The organism is Longimicrobium sp., assembly GCF_036399935.1.
Taxonomy (GTDB): Bacteria; Gemmatimonadota; Gemmatimonadetes; order Longimicrobiales; family Longimicrobiaceae; genus Longimicrobium.
The window spans coordinates 91331-111917 of sequence record NZ_DASWMD010000069.1; the positions used below are offsets into that span (position 1 = coordinate 91331).

The 20587-nt window shown below is 71.2% G+C and carries 16 protein-coding genes; 1 reads left to right on the forward strand and 15 read right to left on the reverse strand.

Annotated elements, in window-relative coordinates; all coding sequences use genetic code 11:
- Positions 1–29 precede the first annotated feature (29 nt).
- From VGB24_RS20800 to VGB24_RS20870, 15 genes are all read right to left on the reverse strand, one after another.
- A complete protein-coding gene (locus VGB24_RS20800; RefSeq protein WP_331074842.1) occupies positions 30–1427 on the reverse strand; it encodes a hypothetical protein in 1398 nt (465 codons plus the stop codon).
- A gap of 334 nt (positions 1428–1761) precedes the next feature.
- Positions 1762–2523, reverse strand: coding sequence for a hypothetical protein (locus VGB24_RS20805; protein WP_331074843.1), 762 nt, complete (start codon positions 2521–2523; stop codon positions 1762–1764).
- Positions 2524–3113: 590 nt separating this feature from the next.
- Complete coding sequence (locus VGB24_RS20810; protein ID WP_331023045.1) at positions 3114–3296, reverse strand: DUF1540 domain-containing protein; 183 nt, start codon at positions 3294–3296, stop codon at positions 3114–3116.
- A 186-nt stretch (positions 3297–3482) separates the two neighbouring features.
- On the reverse strand, positions 3483–5801 hold the full coding sequence (locus VGB24_RS20815; RefSeq protein WP_331074844.1) for a DUF2723 domain-containing protein: 2319 nt from the start codon (positions 5799–5801) through the stop codon (positions 3483–3485).
- 166 nt (positions 5802–5967) lie between these two features.
- Positions 5968–8475, reverse strand: coding sequence for an MHYT domain-containing protein (locus VGB24_RS20820; RefSeq protein ID WP_331074845.1), 2508 nt, complete (start codon positions 8473–8475; stop codon positions 5968–5970).
- Between the two features lie 141 nt (positions 8476–8616).
- Positions 8617–8775: a hypothetical protein gene (locus tag VGB24_RS20825; RefSeq protein ID WP_331023042.1), complete on the reverse strand. Its 159-nt coding sequence runs from the start codon at positions 8773–8775 to the stop codon at positions 8617–8619.
- Between the two features lie 112 nt (positions 8776–8887).
- Positions 8888–9493, reverse strand: coding sequence for a TetR/AcrR family transcriptional regulator (locus tag VGB24_RS20830; RefSeq protein ID WP_331074846.1), 606 nt, complete (start codon positions 9491–9493; stop codon positions 8888–8890).
- A gap of 199 nt (positions 9494–9692) precedes the next feature.
- Positions 9693–12866: a hypothetical protein gene (locus VGB24_RS20835; protein ID WP_331074847.1), complete on the reverse strand. Its 3174-nt coding sequence runs from the start codon at positions 12864–12866 to the stop codon at positions 9693–9695.
- A 188-nt stretch (positions 12867–13054) separates the two neighbouring features.
- On the reverse strand, positions 13055–13228 hold the full coding sequence (locus VGB24_RS20840) for a hypothetical protein (RefSeq protein WP_331074848.1): 174 nt from the start codon (positions 13226–13228) through the stop codon (positions 13055–13057).
- Between the two features lie 132 nt (positions 13229–13360).
- Positions 13361–14353: a deoxyribose-phosphate aldolase gene (gene deoC / locus VGB24_RS20845; RefSeq protein WP_331074849.1), complete on the reverse strand. Its 993-nt coding sequence runs from the start codon at positions 14351–14353 to the stop codon at positions 13361–13363.
- A gap of 892 nt (positions 14354–15245) precedes the next feature.
- A complete protein-coding gene (locus tag VGB24_RS20850) occupies positions 15246–15782 on the reverse strand; it encodes a GNAT family N-acetyltransferase (protein WP_331074850.1) in 537 nt (178 codons plus the stop codon).
- Complete coding sequence (locus VGB24_RS20855; protein ID WP_331074851.1) at positions 15783–16961, reverse strand: acetoin utilization protein AcuC; 1179 nt, start codon at positions 16959–16961, stop codon at positions 15783–15785.
- Positions 16958–17629, reverse strand: coding sequence for a CBS and ACT domain-containing protein (locus tag VGB24_RS20860; protein ID WP_331074852.1), 672 nt, complete (start codon positions 17627–17629; stop codon positions 16958–16960). The genes VGB24_RS20855 and VGB24_RS20860 overlap by 4 nt, the downstream gene beginning before the upstream one ends.
- A 75-nt stretch (positions 17630–17704) precedes the next feature.
- Positions 17705–18142 (reverse strand): DUF3293 domain-containing protein, encoded by a 438-nt coding sequence (locus tag VGB24_RS20865; protein WP_331074853.1) that lies wholly within the window; start codon positions 18140–18142, stop codon positions 17705–17707.
- Positions 18143–18166: 24 nt separating this feature from the next.
- Positions 18167–18616: a hypothetical protein gene (locus tag VGB24_RS20870; RefSeq protein WP_331074854.1), complete on the reverse strand. Its 450-nt coding sequence runs from the start codon at positions 18614–18616 to the stop codon at positions 18167–18169.
- Between the two features lie 251 nt (positions 18617–18867).
- Between VGB24_RS20870 and VGB24_RS20875 the strand changes: the two genes are divergently transcribed.
- On the forward strand, positions 18868–19989 hold the full coding sequence (locus tag VGB24_RS20875) for an RDD family protein (RefSeq protein ID WP_331074855.1): 1122 nt from the start codon (positions 18868–18870) through the stop codon (positions 19987–19989).
- The last annotated feature ends 598 nt before the right edge of the window (positions 19990–20587 follow it).

Sequence of the window (20587 nt, forward strand, 5' to 3'; positions counted from 1 at the left end):
GCGCCATCGTGGTCCCCACCCCATCCGCCTCAGTCGAACCATCCTTCCAGGTGCCACGAAGCGGTAACGGCATCCCGGTATATCAATCCAAGCCACCCCTCGGGAGACTCCACCCGCCAGTACTCGCGCGCCTCTCCCTGGGCCCACCACCCCCCCGAAATCCTCTCCGGACCTTGGACAACAGTTTTCCACAATCGGGGTGGAAAACCCTCGATCCCCACGCCGGGCAATGCGTTTTGCCCCGCAGGAATGTCCACCTGTACGGGGCGGCGTTCCGGGTCTTCGCGAACGCCGATGTCAAGGGGTTCGGGAAGACGCCGAAAGCAGAGCGGCAGGGTGTTGCGAAAGCCGATGGCCTCGTCGCGCGCGGCGGGTTCGGCCCGCGGGCGCGCTCCGGCGAATGGCGCGATCCCGTCGCTGCCGTGTGCCACCCAGACGGCGTTCTCGCCCGGCAGGTGGGCGCCGTGCAGCACGGCCTGGCTGAGCGCGCCGGCGCCCCAGCGCGCGAACACGGGAAGGAGCGCCGCGTGCAGGGCGCCGGGGTCGGGCGCGGGGGCCTGGAAGGCGTCCAGCTGGTCGGCGCGGGCGGCGCCCTCCTCTTCCGCCAGCAGCGCGATGCCACTCACCGGGCCGGCCAGGGGGCGCTGGTCGATGGCCCGGCGGCACAGGTCGGCCAGGACGCGGACGTCCGCCGTGGGGCGGGCGGGGCGCACCTCCCTCTCGTCTTCCGCCGCGTCGGGCACGCGCAGCGTCAGCCGCAGCCGCGCGGGAATGCGCTGCCGCCGCGCCAGCTGTGCCGCCACCTGCCCGATCAGCCCCTGCAGCACGAACCGCAGCGGCTCGGACGAGTCCACCGGCGGCTCGAACTCCGCCTCGGCGCTGGCCATTCCCGGCTCGGGGGGGCGAAAGGGCCAGCGCGGGTCGTCGCCGCCCGCCAGGCGCCACGCGCGCAGCCCCTCCGCGCCGAAGCGGAGCTCCACGTCCGCCGCCACCAGCGCGCACAGGTCGCCGCAGGTGCGCAGCCCCAGCAGGTAGAACGACTGCCGCAGGTCCGGGGTGATGGGCAGCAGCGAGAGCGAGCGGCGGCGCAGGTAGCCGGCCTCGCCGCCGGGCGGAACGACACGCACGTCGTGGCGCCGCTCGCGCGTTGCGGCCGCCGCGGCGATGCACGTTCCGGCGATGCCCACGCGCGCCTCCCAGCCCGCCTGGCGCGCCGCTTCGGCCAGGCGCCGCGCGACGACCTCGTCGCCGCCCAGCCCCGCCATGCCGCTGGCGTCGGCCCAGAAGGCGCACGGGTACTCGCGGACGGGGACCACGCGGGGCGCGGCGGCCAGCAGCGCGCCCGCCAGCGCGGCGCGCGAGGCGGTGTCCGGGGCGGGCGTGTCCGCGGGGACGGGGACGCGGATGCACGCGATACGGCGGGTCATGTAGGTCCTCCCCCGGCCCCTCGCCGATGCTCACCAGCCCGGATGGGCTTCGAGAACGGCCGTGCATGCCGCGGGTGCCCCCTCTCCCGGCCTCTCCCCCGCAAACTGCGCGGGAGAGAGGTGCACTTCGATCGGGGTTCGAGTTGCTGCCGGTGCATGCCGCGGCAGCCCCCTCCCCCCGGCCCCCGTCCCCCGCTTCGCAGGGGAGGGGGAGAATTCGATTGCGCTTCGGCCAGCCTGGCGCGCTGGACTGGCTCCCGTCCCCCGCGCAGTTTGCGGGGGAAGGGTTGGGGATGGGGGGCGCCGGCCCGAGCACCGGGCCTAAGGGACAGGGCTACGCGTCCCATGCGCTGCCTCCGCGGCGTGCGCCGGCGCGACGGTCGGGGATGCTGTCGGGGTGAAGGCGGGCCGCCGGCTCGTGCACCAGTTCCACCTCGCGCTGGCCCGTGCGCGCACCCCAGCCCTTGGCCATCCCCACGGCCGAGGGGCGGCGGAAGCGCCCGCCCTCGCGCAGCCCCACCCGGCCCACACCCGTCCGCCGGAACTCCAGCTTCACGTCGGCCCGCCAGCTTGGGCCCGCGCCGTCGGTGGAGAGCAGCAGCGCCGCGTCCGTCTCCCGCGCCAGGGCACGCAGCCGGTGCGCCTCTACCGGCTCGGGCGCCGGGCCGTCGAGCACCACCAGGCCAAAGGCCCCGGTGCGCAGCAGCGTCTCGGCCACCCAAGCCCCCTCCATCGCCTGCCCGGCGGTGGGCGGACGCGCCACCCACAGTCCCGTCGCGGAGTGCCCATCCTCCCCGCACCACGAGGCCGGGTCCAGCGTGCGGGTGGCATCCACCAGCGCCACCAGAACCTCGCGGCACGCCGCCTCCACCAGCACGCGCAGCGCGGCGGTGCGGCCGGCGGTGGCCTCGCCCGCCCACACGGTCAGCGCGCGCCGGGGAACGCCTCCGGGCACCAGCGCGTCCAGCGCCGCCACGCCGGTGCGAAAGCCGGGCTGCTCGCGCGACGGCGCCTGCCCGGGCAGCGGCACGATGGCGCTGCCGAAGCGCTGTTCCAGGTTGGCGCGAAGCAGCTTGAGGTCGGGTGCGGCACTCACGTCCAATGGTCCTGCCTGGGGGGGTGACAATTCACGGTTCCCGTCACCGGGCAAGCAAGAGTAATACCGAATAAATTCCGAATCAAGCCTGCGCTATGATTTCCCTAAGTGCCTGCCAGTCGTGCATTTAGGATGAAGTAAACGGAATGCGCTGGCGTCCACATTGCGAACGTTCACGCCCGGCGATTCCGTCCATCTCAACGGCGGAATGCGGACTGATTCGTGGCACGTGAACAGGGTGCGCGGGCAGAAGTGGTCAGGAGCGTCCACGAGGGAGATGTTTTCTCCTCCCCCTTCCGTGCCGATGCGGAAACCGCCACCGCGCGGGGCAGCAGGAGCACTTGCGGCCGGGGCGCTCTCCCACGAGGACGAGGACCGAGGCCTACGGTTCCGTGTCGCTGCCGCGCCCTCGCAAAGTGGCTTCCGCGGCAAGATCCCACGGCCCTGCATGGTATGCACTGTGGGCCGGTCCAGTGCGCCCGGGCCTCTGGATGACAGATTGCTCGGTCTGAGGGTGGTGCGATCGACACAAAAGAACGGGCGCCCCTCGCTGGAGGGGCGCCCGGCTCGTGAGGCAGATCCGTCGCGAACTACGGGCGCGGACGGGTGTTGCCCTCGGGCGTGTAGGTGCCGCACTCGGCGCCGCTGCCGCTCACGCGCACCTCGATCTGCCCGGCGTGGCACTCGTGGTGTTCGTTGAACTTGCAGTCCGTCACGGTGCACGCGCCCACCACCGACGTCTGCGCCTGCGGCCTCTCCAGGGGATTCTGCATGGTGTGACCTCTCCGGTTGAGTATCGGTGTCGTGCCCGGCTCTCCACTCAGGCAAGCTGCGGGCCAGAAATTACGCAAACTTCGTTCTGGCAACAGCTTGCGAATGATTCTCAATCGTCCAGTACACGAAGCGCCCCTCCGGAAAGGTCCGGAGGGGCGCTTCAGGCGGAGCGGGAGCTGGCGCGTTCAGCGCTCGGCGAGCGCCTGGAATTCCTGGGCCCGGACCTCGTCGCGCGCGGCCTGCTGTTCGTTCTGGCGCACCCGCTCGGCGGTGGCCAGCGCGAGCCAGGCGTAGGTGTACTGCATGGGAATGTTGCGCGTGGCGTCGTCGGCCCAGACGGCCTTCTGCGCAAGCCCATGGTACTGGGCCTCGCGCTCCAGCATCGCCCGGTTGCGGTCGATGTCCATGTAGCCGCCGGTGAACTGCATGATGTTGGGGGCCGTCGGCATGGGCGTCAGCCGGGCCGCCTGCGCCTCCTGGGGCGTCACCAGCTTGAACGACATCCCCGTGCGCGCCACGTGCCCCAGCAGCCCCAGCTCGGCGTGCGTGTAGGTGGTGGACGCGAAGTGGATGGGACGGTCGCCCCAGGCGTGGTTCAGCATCACCGCCAGGAACTGGTGCGCGGGGCTGAGCACGGTGCCCGGCTCGATGGTGAACGTTTGCCCGCGCGCCTGGTACGTCATCCCTTCGCCGGCCTGCTGGGCGTACCCGGACGCCACCTGGTCGATCTGCACGTCCGTCAGCGGCACGATGGCGCGGGTGGGCGCCCGGTTGGCCGCGGCGTAGAACGCGGGGGCCCTGGCCGCATCGAACGGGCGCTGGCAGATGATGACCGTGGGATCGGCCTCGGAGGCGCCGGGGCGCGGGCACGGCTGGCTGAGGCCGCGCAGCTGCTTGACGTACCATCCCGTGTTCAGGTACGACATCACGATCACCGTGACGTCGCGGCGGATGCCCTCCACCTCCTGCACGTACCAGAGCGGGAAGGTGTCGTTGTCGCCGTTGGTGATCAGCACCCCGTACGGCTCCACCGACTGCAGCAGGTTGTACGCGAAGTCGCGGGCCGCGTAGTCGCCCGCCCGGCTGGCGTACTTCCAGTTGAGGCCCAGCGGGAGCAGGGCGATCAGCATCACCGGCGCCGCCGTCAGGATGGCCTTGCGGCTGCGCCCCAGGGTGTCGGCCAGGCGCAGCCACAGCGACGTCAGCCCGATTCCCACCCACAGCCCCCAGACGGAGAAGGTGCAGATGTAGAAGTAGTCGCGCTCGCGCACCTCGGTATCCAGCTGCTTCTCCTGCCCCTGCACGTAGCCGTACTTGAAGTTCATGTAGAACACCAGCAGGAACGACAGGGAAAAGAACAGGGTCCCGATGTACCAGAAGCTCTTCTTGTCGCGCCGGTAGTGCTCCATGGCGCCCCAGATGCCCAGCCCTAGGAACAGCAGCGTAAAGGGAACCCGCGCCGGCGGCAGGTAGCCCAGGCGACCCTGCAGCGACCGCGACCACTGCCAGTCGAAGTACTGGTAGAAGTTCGCCAGCTGCATGCCGAGCGGCGCCATCCGCTGGCTGACCGGCGGTTTCTGGTACTGCTCGCGGCGCAGCACGGAGCCCAGCATCTCGCAGCCGGCGTCGGCCTTGCCGTCGGTGAAGATGGTGGTCAGGGCGGCGCCCAGGCCGGCATCCTGCCGGCAGGTGGGCGAGGCCTCGTTGATCACCGGGTCCAGCCCCGCCCGGATGGGCAGGTACAGCTGCATGGAAAGTCCCAGCAGCACCACCGGCACCCCGAAGGCGTACAGCTTCCAGTTGAGCAGCGAGCGGGCCTTCACCAGCAGCAGGAAGACGAGCAGGGCCGGCGCGGCCAGGAACGCCATCTTGTGGTTGCCGATGGAAAGCGCCAGCACGTACAGCACGAACAGCATGGCGTTGTCGTCGTGCCAGCGGCCGGTCTTCTGCCCGGAGTGCGCCTCTACCCGGTCGCGCCAGCGGAACGCCACCCACGACATCAGCGCGATGGTGAACAGCGTGACGGTGTAAACCTTTTCGTTCACGTTGCTCTGGTTCCACACCGTGAACGCCGTTCCCGACACGATCACCGCGGCCGCGGAACCCACCCGGCGCACCAGCTCGCTGGGGGTGAAGTACGCCAGGATGCGGTGAACGACCAGGAACCAGAAGAACGAGGCTCCCGCCGTCATGAAGGCCGAGAACAGGTTGATGCGCACGGCCACCGGCAGCCCCAGGGGCGACAGCAGCAGCGACCACGCCTTGGCCAGCAGGACGAACGCGGGGTTTCCCGGCGGGTGCGGAACGCCCAGGACGTGCGCGGTGGCGATGTACTCGCTGGTGTCCCAGAACGCCGTCGTGGGCGCCAGGGTAACGGCGTACAGCACGAACAGCGCGGCAGCCGCGGCGAACGCCCACAGGAAGGGCGGACGGTACGTCTCGGCTGCGAAAACGGGCTCCGTCCGCGTCGGGGATACCCGCGCGGTCTGGGCGGCTTGGTTCATCGAGGGCGCTCGTGTGGGACAGGGTGCCTGCCGGGGCAAAAATCCCTGCAAACTAAGGGACCGTGCCTGCGTGCGGAAGTGCGTCGGTGCGTCGACGAGGCCCTTCACACACGCATAGGACGTGGCAGGCCCGAAGATGGTTGCCCGCACTCACGCACTCACGCACTCACGCGCTCCCCCGCGGAAGCACCAGGGTGAACACGCTCCCCTCGTCCTCGCGGCTGGTGACGCGCAGGTCGCCGTTCATGGCGCGCGCAAGGTCGCGGCTGATGGCCAGCCCCAGGCCGGTGCCCTCGGCGATCCGGGTGAGCGCCGGGTCCACCTGCACGAACGGCTCGAAGATGGCGTCGAGCTTGTCGGCCGGAATCCCCCGCCCCGTGTCGCGCACGTGCACGCGCACCGTCCCCCCGTCCGCCTCCCACCCCATCTCCACCCGCCCGCCCGGCTCGGTGAACTTGATGGCGTTGGTCAGCAGGTTCAGCACCACCTGCTCCATCCGCTCGCGGTCGGCGCACACCGTCACCGCCGGGTCGCCGGGGCGGTAGACGTACGCAAGGCCGCGGGAGCGGATCTGCGGCTCCACCAGCGGCTCCACCGCGGCCAGCACCTCGTCCAGCGGCAGCTCGCGGAGCTGGTACTGCACCTGGCCAGCCTCGAGCTTGGCGAAGTTCAGCACGTCGTTGATCAGCCCCAGCAGGTGCACCTGGTTGCGGCGGATCTTGGCCAGCGCCTCGGCCTGCGCCCGGGTCACCTCGCCGTGGATGCCCATCTCCATCAGCTGCGCGTAGCCGGCGATGGCGTTCAGCGGGGTGCGCAGCTCGTGGCTCATGGTGGCCAGGAACGAGCTCTTCGCGGCGTTGGCCTCGTCGGCCGCGGCACGGGCGCGCTCGGCCTCCAGGGTGCGCGCGGCAAGGTCTTCGTACGCGTGCTGAAGCTCGTCGTGCGCCATCTCCATCTCCGCCTGCGTTTCCTCCAGCTCGGCGGTCTGCTGCTCCAGCGCGTTGCGCGCGTCCTCCATCTCGCCGAACAGCCGCGCGTTGTCGATGGCCACGGCGGCGCGGCGGGCCAGCTCCTCCGCCACGTCGAGCTCGGTGCTCCCGTAGCGGCGGCCGGACTCGGCGTAGACCACGGTCAGCGCCCCCAGGGTGCGGCCCCGGGCGCTGAGGGGAATGCACAGGTACGAGCGCAGCCCCAGCGCCAGGATGGCCTCCAGGTGCTCGGGATCCCGCGCGGCGGCGCGCAGCAGTTCGGTGGGGATGTCGGGAACGAACTCCGTCTCGCCCGTGCGCAGCACGTGGTACAGCCCGTTGGGCGCGTCGCGGCGGGCGGGCCAGCGCTCCTGGATCTGCGCGACCAGCCGGATCTTTTCGGGGTCGGTGTGCTCCACGGCGATCCGCTGCACCTCGTCGTCCAGCGTCAGCACGTCCACGGCGCACCAGTCGGCCAGGGCGGGAACGGCCAGCTGCGCCACCGTGCGCAGGGTGGTCTCGTAGTCGAGCGACGACGCCAGCAGCCTGCTGGCCTCGGCCAGGAGCTCGCGGCCGCGCTCGGCGGCCCGCCGCTCGGTGACGTCCGCCGCCGCGAACACCCACTCGCGGACGCCGCCGCCGGGCTCGAACACGGGAACGGCGCGCACCGCCATCGTGCGCCACTGCCCGTCGGCCCGGCACAGGCGGTATTCCAGCTCCACCACGCGCGACGCCTCCAGCGCCTCGCCCAGCGCCTGCCCGGTCCCGGGCCGGTCGTCGGGGTGGATGCACTCCAGCCAGCCGCGGCCGCCGTATCGCTCGAAAGGGACCCCGCTGTACGCCGACAGCTCCGCCTGGGGCTCCACGACGTGGCCCCGCGCGTCGGTGGTGAACACCACCCGCGCCGACGCGGCCACGAGAGAGCGGAAGCGGGCCTCGCTGCGGCGCACCGCCTCGGTTTCTTGGGAGCGGGCGCGCAGCCGCCGGTCCACCCTGGCGCCGGCGACGGTAAGGGTCAGCAGCACCAGCGTGCCCACGATCACCCCGGCCGCCAGCCCCTCCGTCCTCAGCACGTGGTCCCGGGGAACGGTCGCCGGCCCGCCGCCGGCCGGGAACACGGCGGCCGCCATGGCCGTGTAGTGCATCCCCGCGATGGCGAAGCCCATCACCACGGCCGCCGCGCCCTTCATCCACCGGCCGTGCGCCGAATCGTCCGTGCGCCAGCGCATGGCCAGCCACAGGGCCAGGACGGACGCGACGACGGCGATGGCCACGGACGCGGCCACCAGCCCCGGCCGGTAGCCGATGCGCCCGGGAATGCGCATGGCGGCCATCCCCACGTAGTGCATTCCCGCGATGGCGGCGCCCATCAGCACCCCCGCGGCAGCCAGCGCGCCGGGGCCCACCCGCTCGCGGCTGGCCACCCACAGGGCGAGCAGCGAAGCGGCGATGGCCACGCCCATGGAGGCCAGCCAGAGGGGAACGTCGTAGGAGATGGGAACGGGAAGGTGGAACGCCAACATGCCCACGAAGTGCATGCTCCAGATGCCCGTGCCCAGCGCCACGCTGCCGCCGGCCAGCCACGCCAGGCGAAAGCGCCCCTCGGCGGCGGTGACGCGCGCGGCCAGGGCCAGCGCGGTGTACGACGCAAGGATGGCGATGAGAACGGAAAAGACCACCAGGGCGCCGTGGTACGTGCCCGTCATGACCGGTGTTCGGGAGGAGCGGAGAAGCTGGTTTCAGGGCGGCGTTTCGCAAGAAGGGCGCCGGGTGCGCCGAAAAGCGGACGGCCCCGCTCGCGAGCACGCGAGCGGGGCCGTCGGGCGTACGCCGGGAGGGGACCGGGGCTACAGGCCGCTCCAGGGGGTGAACGCCACCACCATGATGATGGGCACCATGGGAATGCAGAGGATGCCGACGAGCCAGAGAGCGATCTCCCAGTTCTCGTAGTCCTCGCCGTCCACGTCGGTGGTGGCGGCCGTCGTGTTCGGGTCCAGGTCTGCCATCGGCCTCAGCTCAGCTGCCAGGGCCCGCGGGAGGCGGGCTCGTTCCGGGTTTCGCCGCGCGGGGGCGGCCGCGGCACAAGGTATCATCCCCGCCCCGCGCTGTCCAGCGGGGCTAGCGGGCGGGGGCGATCCCCCGGTAGAAGGTGCCCGCGAAGTGGTCGGCCCGCGGCGCCAGGGGGCGCGAGCGGTCGCCCAGCAGCCACTCCAGCTCGATCTCCTCCAGCGCGCCGATGAACATCGCGCGGACGAACGGGATCTCGGCGTCGGCGCGCACCTCGCCGCGCTCCACCCCGCCGGCCAGCAGCCGGTCGATGGCCTGCGCGTACAGCCGCATCACGGGGCGCACGGCGCCGCCGAAGAACTTGGACGACTGGCGCGACTCCAGCAGCAGCACCGTGGCCAGGGGGGGGTCGGCCTCGATGCTTTCGAACTGCAGGCGAACGAAGCGCGCCAGCCGCTCCTGGAAGGGCGCCTCGGCCTCCATCACCGCCCCGGCCGACGACACGAACTCGTTCACCCGTTCGCGGAACGCCGTCAGCAGCAGGTCGTCCTTGCCCTCGAAGTACAGGTAGATGGTTCCCTCGGCCACCCCCGCCCCGGCCGCGATGTCGCGGATGCGCGCGGCGAAGAAGCCGTGCTCGGCGAACACGCGCACCGCCGAGTCCAGGATGGCCCGGCGCCTGGCTTCGCGGCTTTCGGTGAGTGGGCGCTCAGGCATGGGCGGCAAGATAGTGCGGGAGTGCGAAAGTACAAGAGTGCGTGAGTGCGTGAGTGCGTTAGTGCGTTAGTGCGTGAGTGCGTTAGTGCGTTAGTGCGAAAGGGCCAGGAACGCACGGGGGCGGGAGTGGTCCTCCACTCCCGCCCCCGCGGCGCAGCCACTCCCGCACTCACGCACTCACGCACTTCCGCACTGCCGTTCAGAACCCCGGCTGCAGGGCGAACTGCCAGTGCCAGCCGCGCTCGCGCTCCAGCGGGTTCACGTACACGGCCTCCAGCACCGCGTACCCGAACAGGTTCACCCGCCCTCCCACGCCAATGCTGGTCATCACGCCGCGCTCGTCCGCGCCCGGGGCCACGCCCCGCTTGAAATTGGGCGAGCTGCGCACCAGCTGCTGCTGCCCCGTCCCCAGGTTCTGCAGCGGCGTGTTGCCCCACGCGGTGCCGGCATCGAAGAAGGCGAAGCCCTCCACGGGCGGCAGGGCGAAGGAGTTGCCCACCACCAGCTGCCGGATCACCGGCACCCGCAGCTCCACGTTGGTCACGCCCACCCGCGTTCCGATCAGCTCGTCGCCGTACAGGGTGCAATCGGTGCCCTGGATCTCCTCGCTCTCGATGCAGCTGTTGCGAACGTCGCTCTGCGAGTACCCGCGCATCAGGAACGGCCAGCCCAGGTACAGGTTGCCCACCAGGGCCTCGTCGCGCCCGTAGCGCCCCACGTGAAGGCCTCGGAACGCCAGGGTGAATGGCCGCAGGAAGAAGTAGCGGCGGTAGTCGCCCGTAACGCTGGTGAACTGAGCCGTGCCCAGGGTGGGCGCCACCTCGAAGCGATACCGCTGCCCCGCGAACGGCGACGTGTAGCCCTGCAGCGAGTTGTCGTACACCAGCGCGGCGGAACCCTCCGCCAGGTTGAACGCATTCCCTTCTTCGCGGCGCTCGTCGTAGGCGTTGACGCCGGTGGTCACGTCGGTCACCAGCTCGCGCACCAGCACGTCCGACGCGAACCGGCGCACGCCCGCGGAAAACTCCATCCGCTGCACCTGCGAGATGGGATACTGGGTGATGCCCGCAAGCCGCGTGTCGAAGTAGCGGTAGCGAACCTCCTGCTGCACGAACTCGGTCTCGCTGCGGTAGCCCTGGGCCCGGCCGCCGTACACGTACGGCACCCGCTGGGCCGACACGCCCCACGTCCAGCGGCTGGCCTGGTTCAGGTACAGGGTGCTGAACCCGATCTCCTCGATCTGCCCCTGCGCCTGCACCGTTCCGAACACCGTGTGCCGCCCCAGCACGTCGCTGAAGATGCCCGTGATGCCGCCGTACAGGCCGCCCCGGTTGAAGCCGCCCCCCGTGTTGGCCGAGGCGCCGATCTGCGGCTGGCCCAGGTAGTCCAGCGACAGGCGCGGGCTGTACGGCCGCACCGTCCAGCTGGCCACGTTCGCCGCGTCGGGAAGGCCGAACTGGTACTCGTTCAGCGACAGCAGCACGCGGTTGTACGGCGCGTCCTCCGGGCGCGGCACCGGCGGCAGCAGCGCCGGCAGCGGCACGCCGGGAATGCCGGCCGCCGCCACCTGCACCGGCTCGGGCGCCGTCCCCGCCAGCTCGGTGGGGTTGCTGATGGAGTAGATGTTGAAGCCGCCGCGCTCGTACGCCGCGAACACCAGCCGGTCCATCCGCGACGCGCTGCTGATGGCCGGGCTGAGGTCGGTGATGCCGCTGACGCCGGTGAACAGGTTGGTCACCTGGGTCAGCGCCCCCGTGGCCACCTCGATGCGGTAGATGTTGTTGATCCCCTCGCGGTCGGAGATCACGTACAATCCCCGGCCGTCGCTCGTCCACTGCGGGTTGATGTTCTTGCCCCCGTCCGCCCGCTGCAGGGTGCGGATCTCGCCCGTGGCGAAGTCCATCAGCCCGATCCGGTATTCGCCGAACGACAGCTGGTCGAAGTCCGTTTCGCCGCGGTCGGTGGTGAACGCCACCGTCCGGCCGTCGGGCGAGAAGCTGGGCTGCATGTCGGCGAAGCGGTCGTTCGTCAGCCGCCGCGCCTCGCCGTTGCGTGCGTTCACCGCGTACAGGTCCGTCACCCCCTGGCTGAGCCCCGAGACGACGATGGTCGTGCCGTCGGGCGACCAGGTGGGGTTGGCGATCTCGTCGACGTTGGGAATCTCGAACTCTTCCATCCGCCCGCCGCGCACGGCGTTCATGATCACCAGCACGTCGCGCCCGCCCCGCAGCGCCGAGAAGGCGAACATGCGCGAATCGGGCGACCAGGTGCCCGCCGAATTGATGTAGCGAAGGCTGCCGAAGTGCGGGTCGAACGCGGTGCCGCGCACCAGCCGCCGGATGATCTCGCCCGTTTCGGCGTTGGCGATGTACAGCTCCACGTCCAGGAACTCCAGCTCCGACAGGAACGCCACCTTGGTGCCGTCGGGCGAAAGCGACGGGGCCAGGTTGATGCGGCCGCCCTCCGTGCGAAGGGTGATCAGCGGGCGCGCCTCTTCCCGCGCCTCGCGCCGGTCGGCCAGCAGCGGCAGGTAGGTGCGGCGGATGGAGGTGCCCCAGTCGTCGACGATGTCTTCCAGCGGCACGTTCAAAATGCGCTGGAACGCCTCGGGAAAGGGCACGCCCTGGCCCACCTGCTTGAGGATCTGCCCGATGGCCGCGTCGCCCCAGCGCCCGCCCACGTAGGCCCAGAACGCCTGCCCCCAGCGATAGGGGAAGAAGCTGGGGTCGTACGTCAGCTGCTCCAGCGTGGGAATGCGCCCGGTGAGCGCCGCGTCGCGCAGCCACATGGTGGTGTGCGCATCGACGGGGCCGATGGTAAGGTACTCGGCCATGCCCTCCGAGAACCACAGCGGGACCTGGTACCGCTGCGCGGCCTGCTCCAGCCCGCCCCCGGCGCGCCCCAGCCCCGAGATGTCGTACTGGAAGGCGTGCACCAGCTCGTGGCCCACCACGTGGTCCGTTTCCTCGTACGAGTGGGCCATGGGCAGGATGATGCGCTGCTTGAACGCCTCGGTGACGCCGCCCGTTCCCTCGCCGATGTCGCCCGAGAGCGTCGACGTCTGCTGGAAGTGCGGGTGGCTGGCGTACAGCACGAAGGGCTGGCGGTCCTCGAACTCATGCTCCAGGATGCGCGACAGCCGCGCGTACCAGCGCTCGTTCATCCGCCCCACGTCGCGGGCGGCCTGCTCCTCTTCGGGATAGTAGTAGATGTCGAAGTGCGTCGTGCGCAGGATGCGGAAGTCGAAGGTGCGGTACTGCACCTTGTTCCTTCCGAAGTACTGCGCCTGTGCGGGCGCCGACGCCAGCGCCGTGGTGCCGGCGCACAGCGCGAGCAACGCGGCCGCTGCCCGGAACCGGGTGACTGCGGACATGAGAGACTCCCTCGACCGGACGGAGGTGGATGTAGATCCGCGCTGCGCAGCACCCCGGGCCGGGAAGCCAGGGAATGGCCGCCGGGACTGGATCGCTGCGGTGGATGCCGGGGAAAATTGAATGCACTTCCCGTTCCCACCGGCTGAACAAGGCTTCTACGCTGATTTCAACGCGCGGAGGCCCCTGCTCAGGACACCGGCGACGCCGCGGGCCCGCTGGCGGAGATGCTGTCCAGCGTCTTGTCGTCGGCGCGCTCGTCCAGAAGCCAGAACGCCAGCGCGGCCACCAGGGCCAGCAGCACGATGCCGATGATCCACGGGCGCGGCCCCGGCCCGCGCACGCGAAGGTCGCCGTTCTCCATGTAGACGCTTCTCCCGGATGATGGTGGGTCACTGTTCCTCCGGACGGGGCAGGACGTGTGCCGGACTCCGCCATACGCAAAAACGCTCCGGCCGTGGGGCCGGAGCGTTTCGGTGCGGACGAGGGTGGAGCGTCAGGCCATGGGGTGCCGGAAGGCGGCGGAGTAGCGGCCCGTCAGGTGGTGCTCCAGCTGGCGCTCGATGTCGTTGAGCAGCGAGCTGGCGCCGAAGCGGAACAGGTTGGGCCGCAGGTAGTCGGTGCCCAGCTCCTCCTTCATCATCAGCATCCAGTCCAGCGACTGCTTGGCGGTCTTGATGCCGCCCGCGGGCTTGAAGCCCACCACGTGTCCGGTGCGCTCGCGGTATTCGCGGATGGCGCGCACCATCGTCAGGCCCACGGGAAGGGTGGCGTTCTCCGCCTCCTTGCCGGTGGAGGTCTTGATGAAGTCGGCGCCCGCCATCATGCACACCAGCGAGGCCTTGTGCACGTTGCGGAGCGTCGCGAGCTCGCCGGTGGCCAGGATGGTCTTCAGGTGCGCGGGGCCGCACGCCTGGCGGAAGGCGCGCACCTCGTCGTACAGCGCCTGCCAGTTGCCGGTGAGCACGTGGGCGCGCGTGATGACGATGTCGATCTCCGCCGCCCCGGCCTCGACCGAGGCGTGGATCTCCTCTACGCGCTGCTCCCAGGGCGAAAGGCCGGCGGGAAAGCCGGTCGACACGGCGGCGACGGGAATTCCCGATCCGTACAGCGCCTCGACGGCGGTGGGCACCAGCGAGTGGTACACGCACACGGCGCCGGTGTGGATGGGCAGGTGCGATACGCCCAGCCCCTCCAGGATTTCGGGGCGCACGGGCTGCCGGGCCTTGGCGCACAGGCGCCGGACGTTGCCCGGGGTGTCGTCGCCGGCCAGCGTGGTCAGGTCCATCAGGGTGATGGCGCGCAGCAGCCAGGCCGCCTGCCACTGCTTCTTGACGGTGCGGCGGGCGGGGAGCGAGGCGGCGCGGCGCTCCACGGCGCTGCGGTTGACCCGGACGGCCTCTACCCAGTCCAGGTCCAGGGCCGTGCCGGGGTTGCGGTGCTCGTCGTGCCCCGGCTCGGGCTCGTCGGCGGGCCCGCTTGCGGGCACGGCGATCAGTCGGTTGTGCGGTAGCGTTGCCATCGGGTGCTGCGGGTACGCGTGAGCCGGACAATCTAATGCGATGCGGTGCGCAGGGCGAGACTTGGAGGGAACAGTGGCGATGAGAGGAGGCCGGCCCGGGTGCGTGCCGGAGCGGGTAAACCCGGGGCGGGATGCGAAAGCCCCGGCGCTTTGGGAGCGGGTGAATCCCCGCGCGGAAAGGCGGAAAGCCCCGGCGCGTCGGGAGCGGGTGAACCCGCCGCTGGGAAAGCGGAAAGCCCCGGCTCGGGCCGCTGTCGCGTCCCGCCCGGGGCTTCACCTGCATGCGCACCGCACCGGCCGAAGCCGCACGATGTCATCCCGATGGAGCGACCTCGGAGAGCCCTGCCCGCACACCCTCGATGGCAGCGACTGAGGGATCCGCCACACAGCCCGCGACCCTGCTCCAGCGCGGCGGACACATCATGGCGGGCTGTCGGCCGCGCGTACGCGCGTATTGGCGTTGCACGCCTGAGAATAGCGGACCAGCTCATTCCAAAGCCGGCAGCCGTTTCGCGCAGTGTGTGGCGGATCCCTCGGTCGCTGCGGTCAACTTCGCTAAGGCAGGTTCGCCGTGGCCGCTCCGTCGGGATGACAGCGCGAGCCACACTGGCCGAAGCGCGATCGAATTCTCCCCTCTCCGCATGCGCAGCATGCGGGGAGGGGCCGGGGGAGGGGCCTCCCGAGGCATGCGCCGGCGCAGGTCGAGACGCCCCAACGTCGCGGCCTCTGGATGGGTGACCGCTGCCGCGCCCGGGCCTGGAAGTGCCCCAGGCTAGATCCTTCGCCCCGCGAGGGATGTCGTACGGGTCGGTACGGCGCGCCTGGGGCTCAGGATGACAGGCTGCGGGGCGGGCACCCCTCAGCCCAGGTCCAGCTCCATCTCCACCTCGGGCGAGTACAGCGTCGGCGCGCGGAAGCGGAAGCCGGCCTTCTGGTACGAGCGCACGGCGGGGCGGTTGTGCGGCTCCACCGAAAGCCACAGGCGTCTCACGTCCATCGTGCGCGCCACCTCGGCCGAAAAGCGGTTGACCTGCGTCCCCACCCCACGGCCGCGCACCCCGTGGTCCAGGAAGATGGCGTACTCGCGCACGTCGTCGTCGCGGGTGGGCATCAGCATGGCGTGGCCGGCCAGCTGGCCCTCGCTTTCCACCACCAGGTGCGTGCCGGTGGGGAGGATGCCGTCCAGCCAGCGCGCCACGCGCGCCGCGCCCTCGGGCGGAAGCCCCTGCGCCGCGCGCTTGGGGTGGAAGTCCTCGTAGAACCGGTCCAGGGCGGGCCGGTCTTCGGGGGTGTAGGCGCGTACCGTGAACACGCGTCCGTCCCGGTCGTGAAAGGTGGCGGGAGAAAACGCCGGAGAAGGCTCCGGCGCGGGGGGATGCAGCGGGGGAGCGTCCATCTACCAGCCCAGGCCGTACCCGCGGATCAGCGGAAGGGCCTGCCTGCGCAGCGACTCCAGCGTGCGCCGGTTGGTCGCTTCGATCTCTTCGCGGCGCGGCACCGGCGCGAGGTCCTCGCCCGGGTCGCGCACGCACTCGGGAAGGAGCACCGGGGCCTCGCCCTGCCAGCGGTCCAGCCACTCGCGGGGAACGCGGTTGGGCACCTGCTGCCCGGAAAGGCCGCCCCAGATCAGCGTCCAGGCGCGGGGCACCACCTGCCAGATGGCGTACCCGCCGCCGCCCGTGGCCACCACGCGCCCCCCGCAGACCGAGTCGGCCACCTCGCACACGATGCGGATGGTCTCCTCGTACAGCCGGGTGCTGGCGCGCAGGTGGGTGAGCGGGTCCAGCGAGTGGCCGTCGCAGCCGTTCTGCACCACGATCACGTCGGGCCGGTACGCCTCGATGACCTCGGGAAGCAGCTTCCGGTGGATGTCGAGCCAGGAGCCGTCCTCGGTGAAGGGCTCCAGCGGCAGGTTCAGCGAGTACCCGTACCCCTCGCCCTCGCCCAGCTCGTCCACGAAGCCCGTGCCGGGATACAGGTAGCGCCCCGACTCGTGCAGCGAGAGGGTGAGCACCTCGGGGTCGGCGTAGAAGATCCCCTGCACCCCGTCGCCATGGTGCGCGTCGTAGTCCAGGTACAGCACGCGCGCCTGGTGCTCGCGGCGGATCCACGCGATGGCGACGGCCAGGTCGCTGTACACGCAGAAGCCCGATCCGCGGTCGTGGTGCGCGTGGTGAAGCCCGCCCGCGATGCTGAACGAACGCTTCACCTCTCCCGACATCACCAGCTCCGCCGCGCGCAGGGTGGCGCCGGTGACCAGGGCCGTGATGTCGTGCATCCCCGGGAAGATGGGCGTGTCGTCCGTCCCCAGCCCGTAGCGGGCCGCGCCGTCGGTGCTTCCGCCGGCGCTGAAGCGCTTGACGGCGTCCACGTACTCGCGCGAATGGACGGCCAGCAGCTCTTCGTCCGTGGCCATCCGCGGCGCCTCCATCCGGCAGGTGGTGCCGTCCAGCAGCCCCAGCGCCTCGATGAGCGAGATGGAAAGGTCCAGCCGCTTGGGGTTGAAGGGGTGGTCGGGGCGAAAGCGGTAGCCGGTGACGGCCGGGTCCCACACCAGGGCCGAGGGTACGCTCACGCGCCGCCCCCCCTGCGGAGGTCCGTTTCCAGCGACGGCCAGCCCACCTCGAACCCGGCGGACTCCAGCGCCTGGATCACCTCGCGCGGGTCGATGGTGTTTACGTGAAGGATGGCCACGCGGCGGTCGCCGTGCTTGCCGGGGGGCACCAGCAGGGAGCAGACGTTCACCTTCAGCTCGTCGCCCACCACGTGCATGGCCCGCGCAAGCTCGCCCGCGCGGTCGGGCATGGACACCTCCAACCGCGACGACGCGCCCGCGGGGCCCAGCAGCTCCACGAAGGCGCCGAGGACGTCGGTCTCGGACAGGATGCCCAGCAGGCGGCCGTGCGCGTCCACCACCGGCAGCGCGCCGATCCGGTGGCGGTGAAGGAGGCGCGCCGCGTCCTCGACCGCGTCCCACGGACCGATGGTGATCACCTCGCGGGCCATGATGGCCGACACGGGCGTTTCGCTCACCAGCGCCGTGCTCTCCGCATCGCCCGCGGCCAGGGGCGACGGCATGGCCAGGCGGATGTCGCGGTCGGAAACGATGCCCACCAGCTCGCCGCCTTCCACGACGGGAAGGTGGCGGATGCGGTGCTCGCGGGTAAGCCGCAGGGCCTCCGCGAGCGACTGGCCGGGGGAGACGGCGACGGGGTCGCGCGTCATCCGCTTGCTCACCAGCATTGCTGTCTTGTGGCGATGGAAAGAGGCGCGGGCACGGCGGGCCGCCCGGTGGGGGCGGCGCGCCCGCGGGTTCGGCTAGAGGTCGATCTTCTGCCCCGGAAGGCGCCCGGCGAAGCCCGCCCGGGTGCACACCAGCGACACCTGCCCGGTGGTGTCGATCCACACCACCGCGTTCTGGCCGAACACCAGCCCCAGCTCCACCAGCAGGGGGCGGACGTCGCCGGTCAGCAGGAACCCGGGCTCGTCCCACGAGCCGTCGCCCCCGCCGTGCGCATGGCTGCGGCGAAAGGGCACCCCCAGCGAGCGGACGTGCTTCAGCAGCTCCTGGTCGGCGGCGCGGTTCGCGTCGGCGTCGTGCTCGATGGACGCCGGGTTGTAGGCGGTGACGATGCCCCCCGGACGCAGCGAGGCGTCGGGCGAGGTTCCGTCCAGGCGCACCTCGAGCGTGCCGCTCGGGCCTTCGACGGTCCAGGCGGTGCGGCCGTAGGCCTCCAGCAGGTCGGTATCGCTCAAGATGGCCGGTGCAGTAAACACGGTTCAGTAGCGTTGTTCCCGGGCGAGCTCGCCCGAGGCGTCGTAGACGCGGAGTACGTTGGCGCCGCCGTCGTAGTCGGCGTCGATCAGCTGGTACGCGACGGCGCCGTCGCGGTACACCTCGATCATGTCGGCCCGGCCGTCGCCGTTGCGGTCCGTCCACGTGGCCACGGGACGCGCTCCGCCCACGAAGCGCACCAGGCGCGTGCGCGCGCCGCCGGGACGGACGCTGCTCACGCCGTCGCCCACGGCGCGAACGCCGTCGAGCGCGGCGGTGCCGCGGAACCACGAGGCCAGCGTCCCGCGCCACTGCCCCGCCAGCGACGACGGGGCCGGCATGTCGGGCATGTCGCTCGAGGGGGGCGCCCAGCTGTCCTGCGCCCGCAGGGTGGCGACGGCCACCAGGGTAAGGCCGACCGCCGCGGCGGCGGCCACACCAATCATGCGTCGCATGCGTCACCTCTTTCGGTTGAAGGGGGGAACGATAATTCGCTACACGCCCCGGACGCCAGTGTTCCGTTTCGCGCCCCTCGTCCCGGTGCGGTTGACGAGTGCCGGGGCCGATCGTCACTCCAGGCCTGCGCCCGGCGCGGAAGCCATTGGGTGGACTGGACGCAAATCGTGACGCAGGTTAGCTTTCAGCGCTCCGGGCACGCCGTCCGCCGTTCCTCTCCCGGCCCTCCCCCGCTCTCCCCCGAAGTGCCATGGCTCGCGAAAAGCCTTCGTACGTCATCACCCCCGATTCGTTCACGCTGAGCCCCGCCGTCGTGGGGCTGCCCCTGGCGCGCCCGTCGCGGCGGCTGGCGGCCATGCTGCTGGACCTGCTGCTGGTGGCCCTCCTGGTGAACCTGGGCGGCGTCCTCCTGGCCGTCGCCGCCGCCTTCGTGGCGTTCCGCCTGGCGGCCCGCCTGGCGCCGAAGGGTGCGGGACGGCTGGCGGGGCTGGCGCGCGTGGGCATCCGCTCGTTCGGCGCGATCGTGCTGTTCGTCGTGGCGCTGAACCTGTGGGACGGCGTGGGCGACTGGTTCCGCGGCTGGGGCGACAACGTCACCGTCACCACGGGCCCCGCCGCCGGGGCCCAAGCGGGGGTGAGCGCCCTTCGCGTGGCGCCCGAGCTGGTGCGCCTGCAGAACGCCCCGAGCGAAGAAGAGGCCCGCCGCATCGCGCCGCAGGTGGTTTCGGGGCTTCGCCAGGCCGGCCTGTCGGACGAGGATGCCGGCGAGGCGCTGCGGGACATCGTGGAAGACGCCGAGCAGCCCTGGATGGGGGCCGTGGTGGACGACGCGCTCAAGTCCCGGGCCCCGGCCAGCGTGGGCGCGCTGACGCTGCGGACGGACTCCCTCGCCAGCAGCTACGCGGCGGCGCTCGCCGCGGGCGACACGGGTCGGGCGGACCAGGTGGCACCCCTGCTGGCGGCGCGGCTGGCCAAGGACACGCTGGGCCGCATGGACGAACGCATCGACGAGCTGGGGAACGAGCTGGCCCAGGCGCGGCGGGAGCTGAAGGAGCACCAGAACGAGGGGCTGGTGTCGCGGCTGACGGGTTTCCTGGACGAGATGGGGATCGGGTTCGGCTGGACGGGCCTGTACTTCACCGCCTTCCTGGCGCTGTGGAAGGGGCAGACGCCGGGCAAGCGGCTGCTGGGCCTCCGCGTGGTGCGCCTGAACGGCGAGCCGATGACCCTGTGGACGGGCTTCGAGCGCTTCGGTGGATACGCCGCCGGGCTGGTGACGGGCCTCCTGGGCTTCGCGCAGGTGTACTGGGACCGCAACCGACAGATGATCCACGACAAGATCGTGGAGACGGTGGTGGTGCGGGAGAAGTAGGCGAGCAGAAAAGCACCCAGGAGGCTTGGGTGTGGTTCGACCGGCTCCGGCGCATGCCTCGGCTCCCCTCTCCCCCGGCCCCTCTCCCGCAAGCGGGAGAGGGGAGAATTCGACCGCGCTTCGGCAGATGCGGCGCCTTCTGTCATCCCGACGGAGCGGCCACGCCGAACCGGCCCCGGCGACGGCGACCGCAGCGACCGAGGGATCCGCCACACACGCTGCGAAACGGCTGCCGGCCGTAGATGAGCCGGTCCGCTGTTTTCCGGCGTGTAAACGCTGACGCGCGTCCGCGCGAACGGCACCCGGTAATGATGTGTCTGCCGTCCCGGCGCAGGGTCGCGTGGTGTGTGGCGGATCCCTCAGTCGCTGCGATCGATGGTGTACGGGCAGGGCTCTCCGAGGTCGCTCCATCGGGAGACAAATCGCGCTTCGGCAGGTGCGGTGCCTTCTGTCATCCCGACGGAGCGGCCACGCCGAGCCCGCCCTGGCGACGTAGACCGCAGCGACCGAGGGATCCGCCACACACAGCGCGCAACGGCTGCCGACTTTGGAATGAGCCGGTCCGCTGTTTTCCGGCGTGTGAACGCTGGCGCGTCCG

Excerpts from the sequence above, each read along its gene's own strand:
- VGB24_RS20800 (WP_331074842.1), bottom strand. The coding sequence starts at position 1,427 with ATGACCCGCCGTATCGCGTGCATCCGCGTCCCCGTCCCCGCGGACACG.
- VGB24_RS20810 (WP_331023045.1), bottom strand. The coding sequence starts at position 3,296 with ATGCAGAATCCCCTGGAGAGGCCGCAGGCGCAGACGTCGGTGGTGGGC.
- VGB24_RS20815 (WP_331074844.1), bottom strand. The coding sequence starts at position 5,801 with ATGAACCAAGCCGCCCAGACCGCGCGGGTATCCCCGACGCGGACGGAG.
- VGB24_RS20820 (WP_331074845.1), bottom strand. The coding sequence starts at position 8,475 with ATGACGGGCACGTACCACGGCGCCCTGGTGGTCTTTTCCGTTCTCATC.
- VGB24_RS20825 (WP_331023042.1), bottom strand. The coding sequence starts at position 8,775 with ATGGCAGACCTGGACCCGAACACGACGGCCGCCACCACCGACGTGGAC.
- VGB24_RS20830 (WP_331074846.1), bottom strand. The coding sequence starts at position 9,493 with ATGCCTGAGCGCCCACTCACCGAAAGCCGCGAAGCCAGGCGCCGGGCC.
- VGB24_RS20835 (WP_331074847.1), bottom strand. The coding sequence starts at position 12,866 with ATGTCCGCAGTCACCCGGTTCCGGGCAGCGGCCGCGTTGCTCGCGCTG.
- VGB24_RS20840 (WP_331074848.1), bottom strand. The coding sequence starts at position 13,228 with ATGGAGAACGGCGACCTTCGCGTGCGCGGGCCGGGGCCGCGCCCGTGG.
- VGB24_RS20850 (WP_331074850.1), bottom strand. The coding sequence starts at position 15,782 with ATGGACGCTCCCCCGCTGCATCCCCCCGCGCCGGAGCCTTCTCCGGCG.
- VGB24_RS20860 (WP_331074852.1), bottom strand. The coding sequence starts at position 17,629 with ATGCTGGTGAGCAAGCGGATGACGCGCGACCCCGTCGCCGTCTCCCCC.
- VGB24_RS20870 (WP_331074854.1), bottom strand. The coding sequence starts at position 18,616 with ATGCGACGCATGATTGGTGTGGCCGCCGCCGCGGCGGTCGGCCTTACC.
- VGB24_RS20875 (WP_331074855.1), top strand. The coding sequence starts at position 18,868 with ATGGCTCGCGAAAAGCCTTCGTACGTCATCACCCCCGATTCGTTCACG.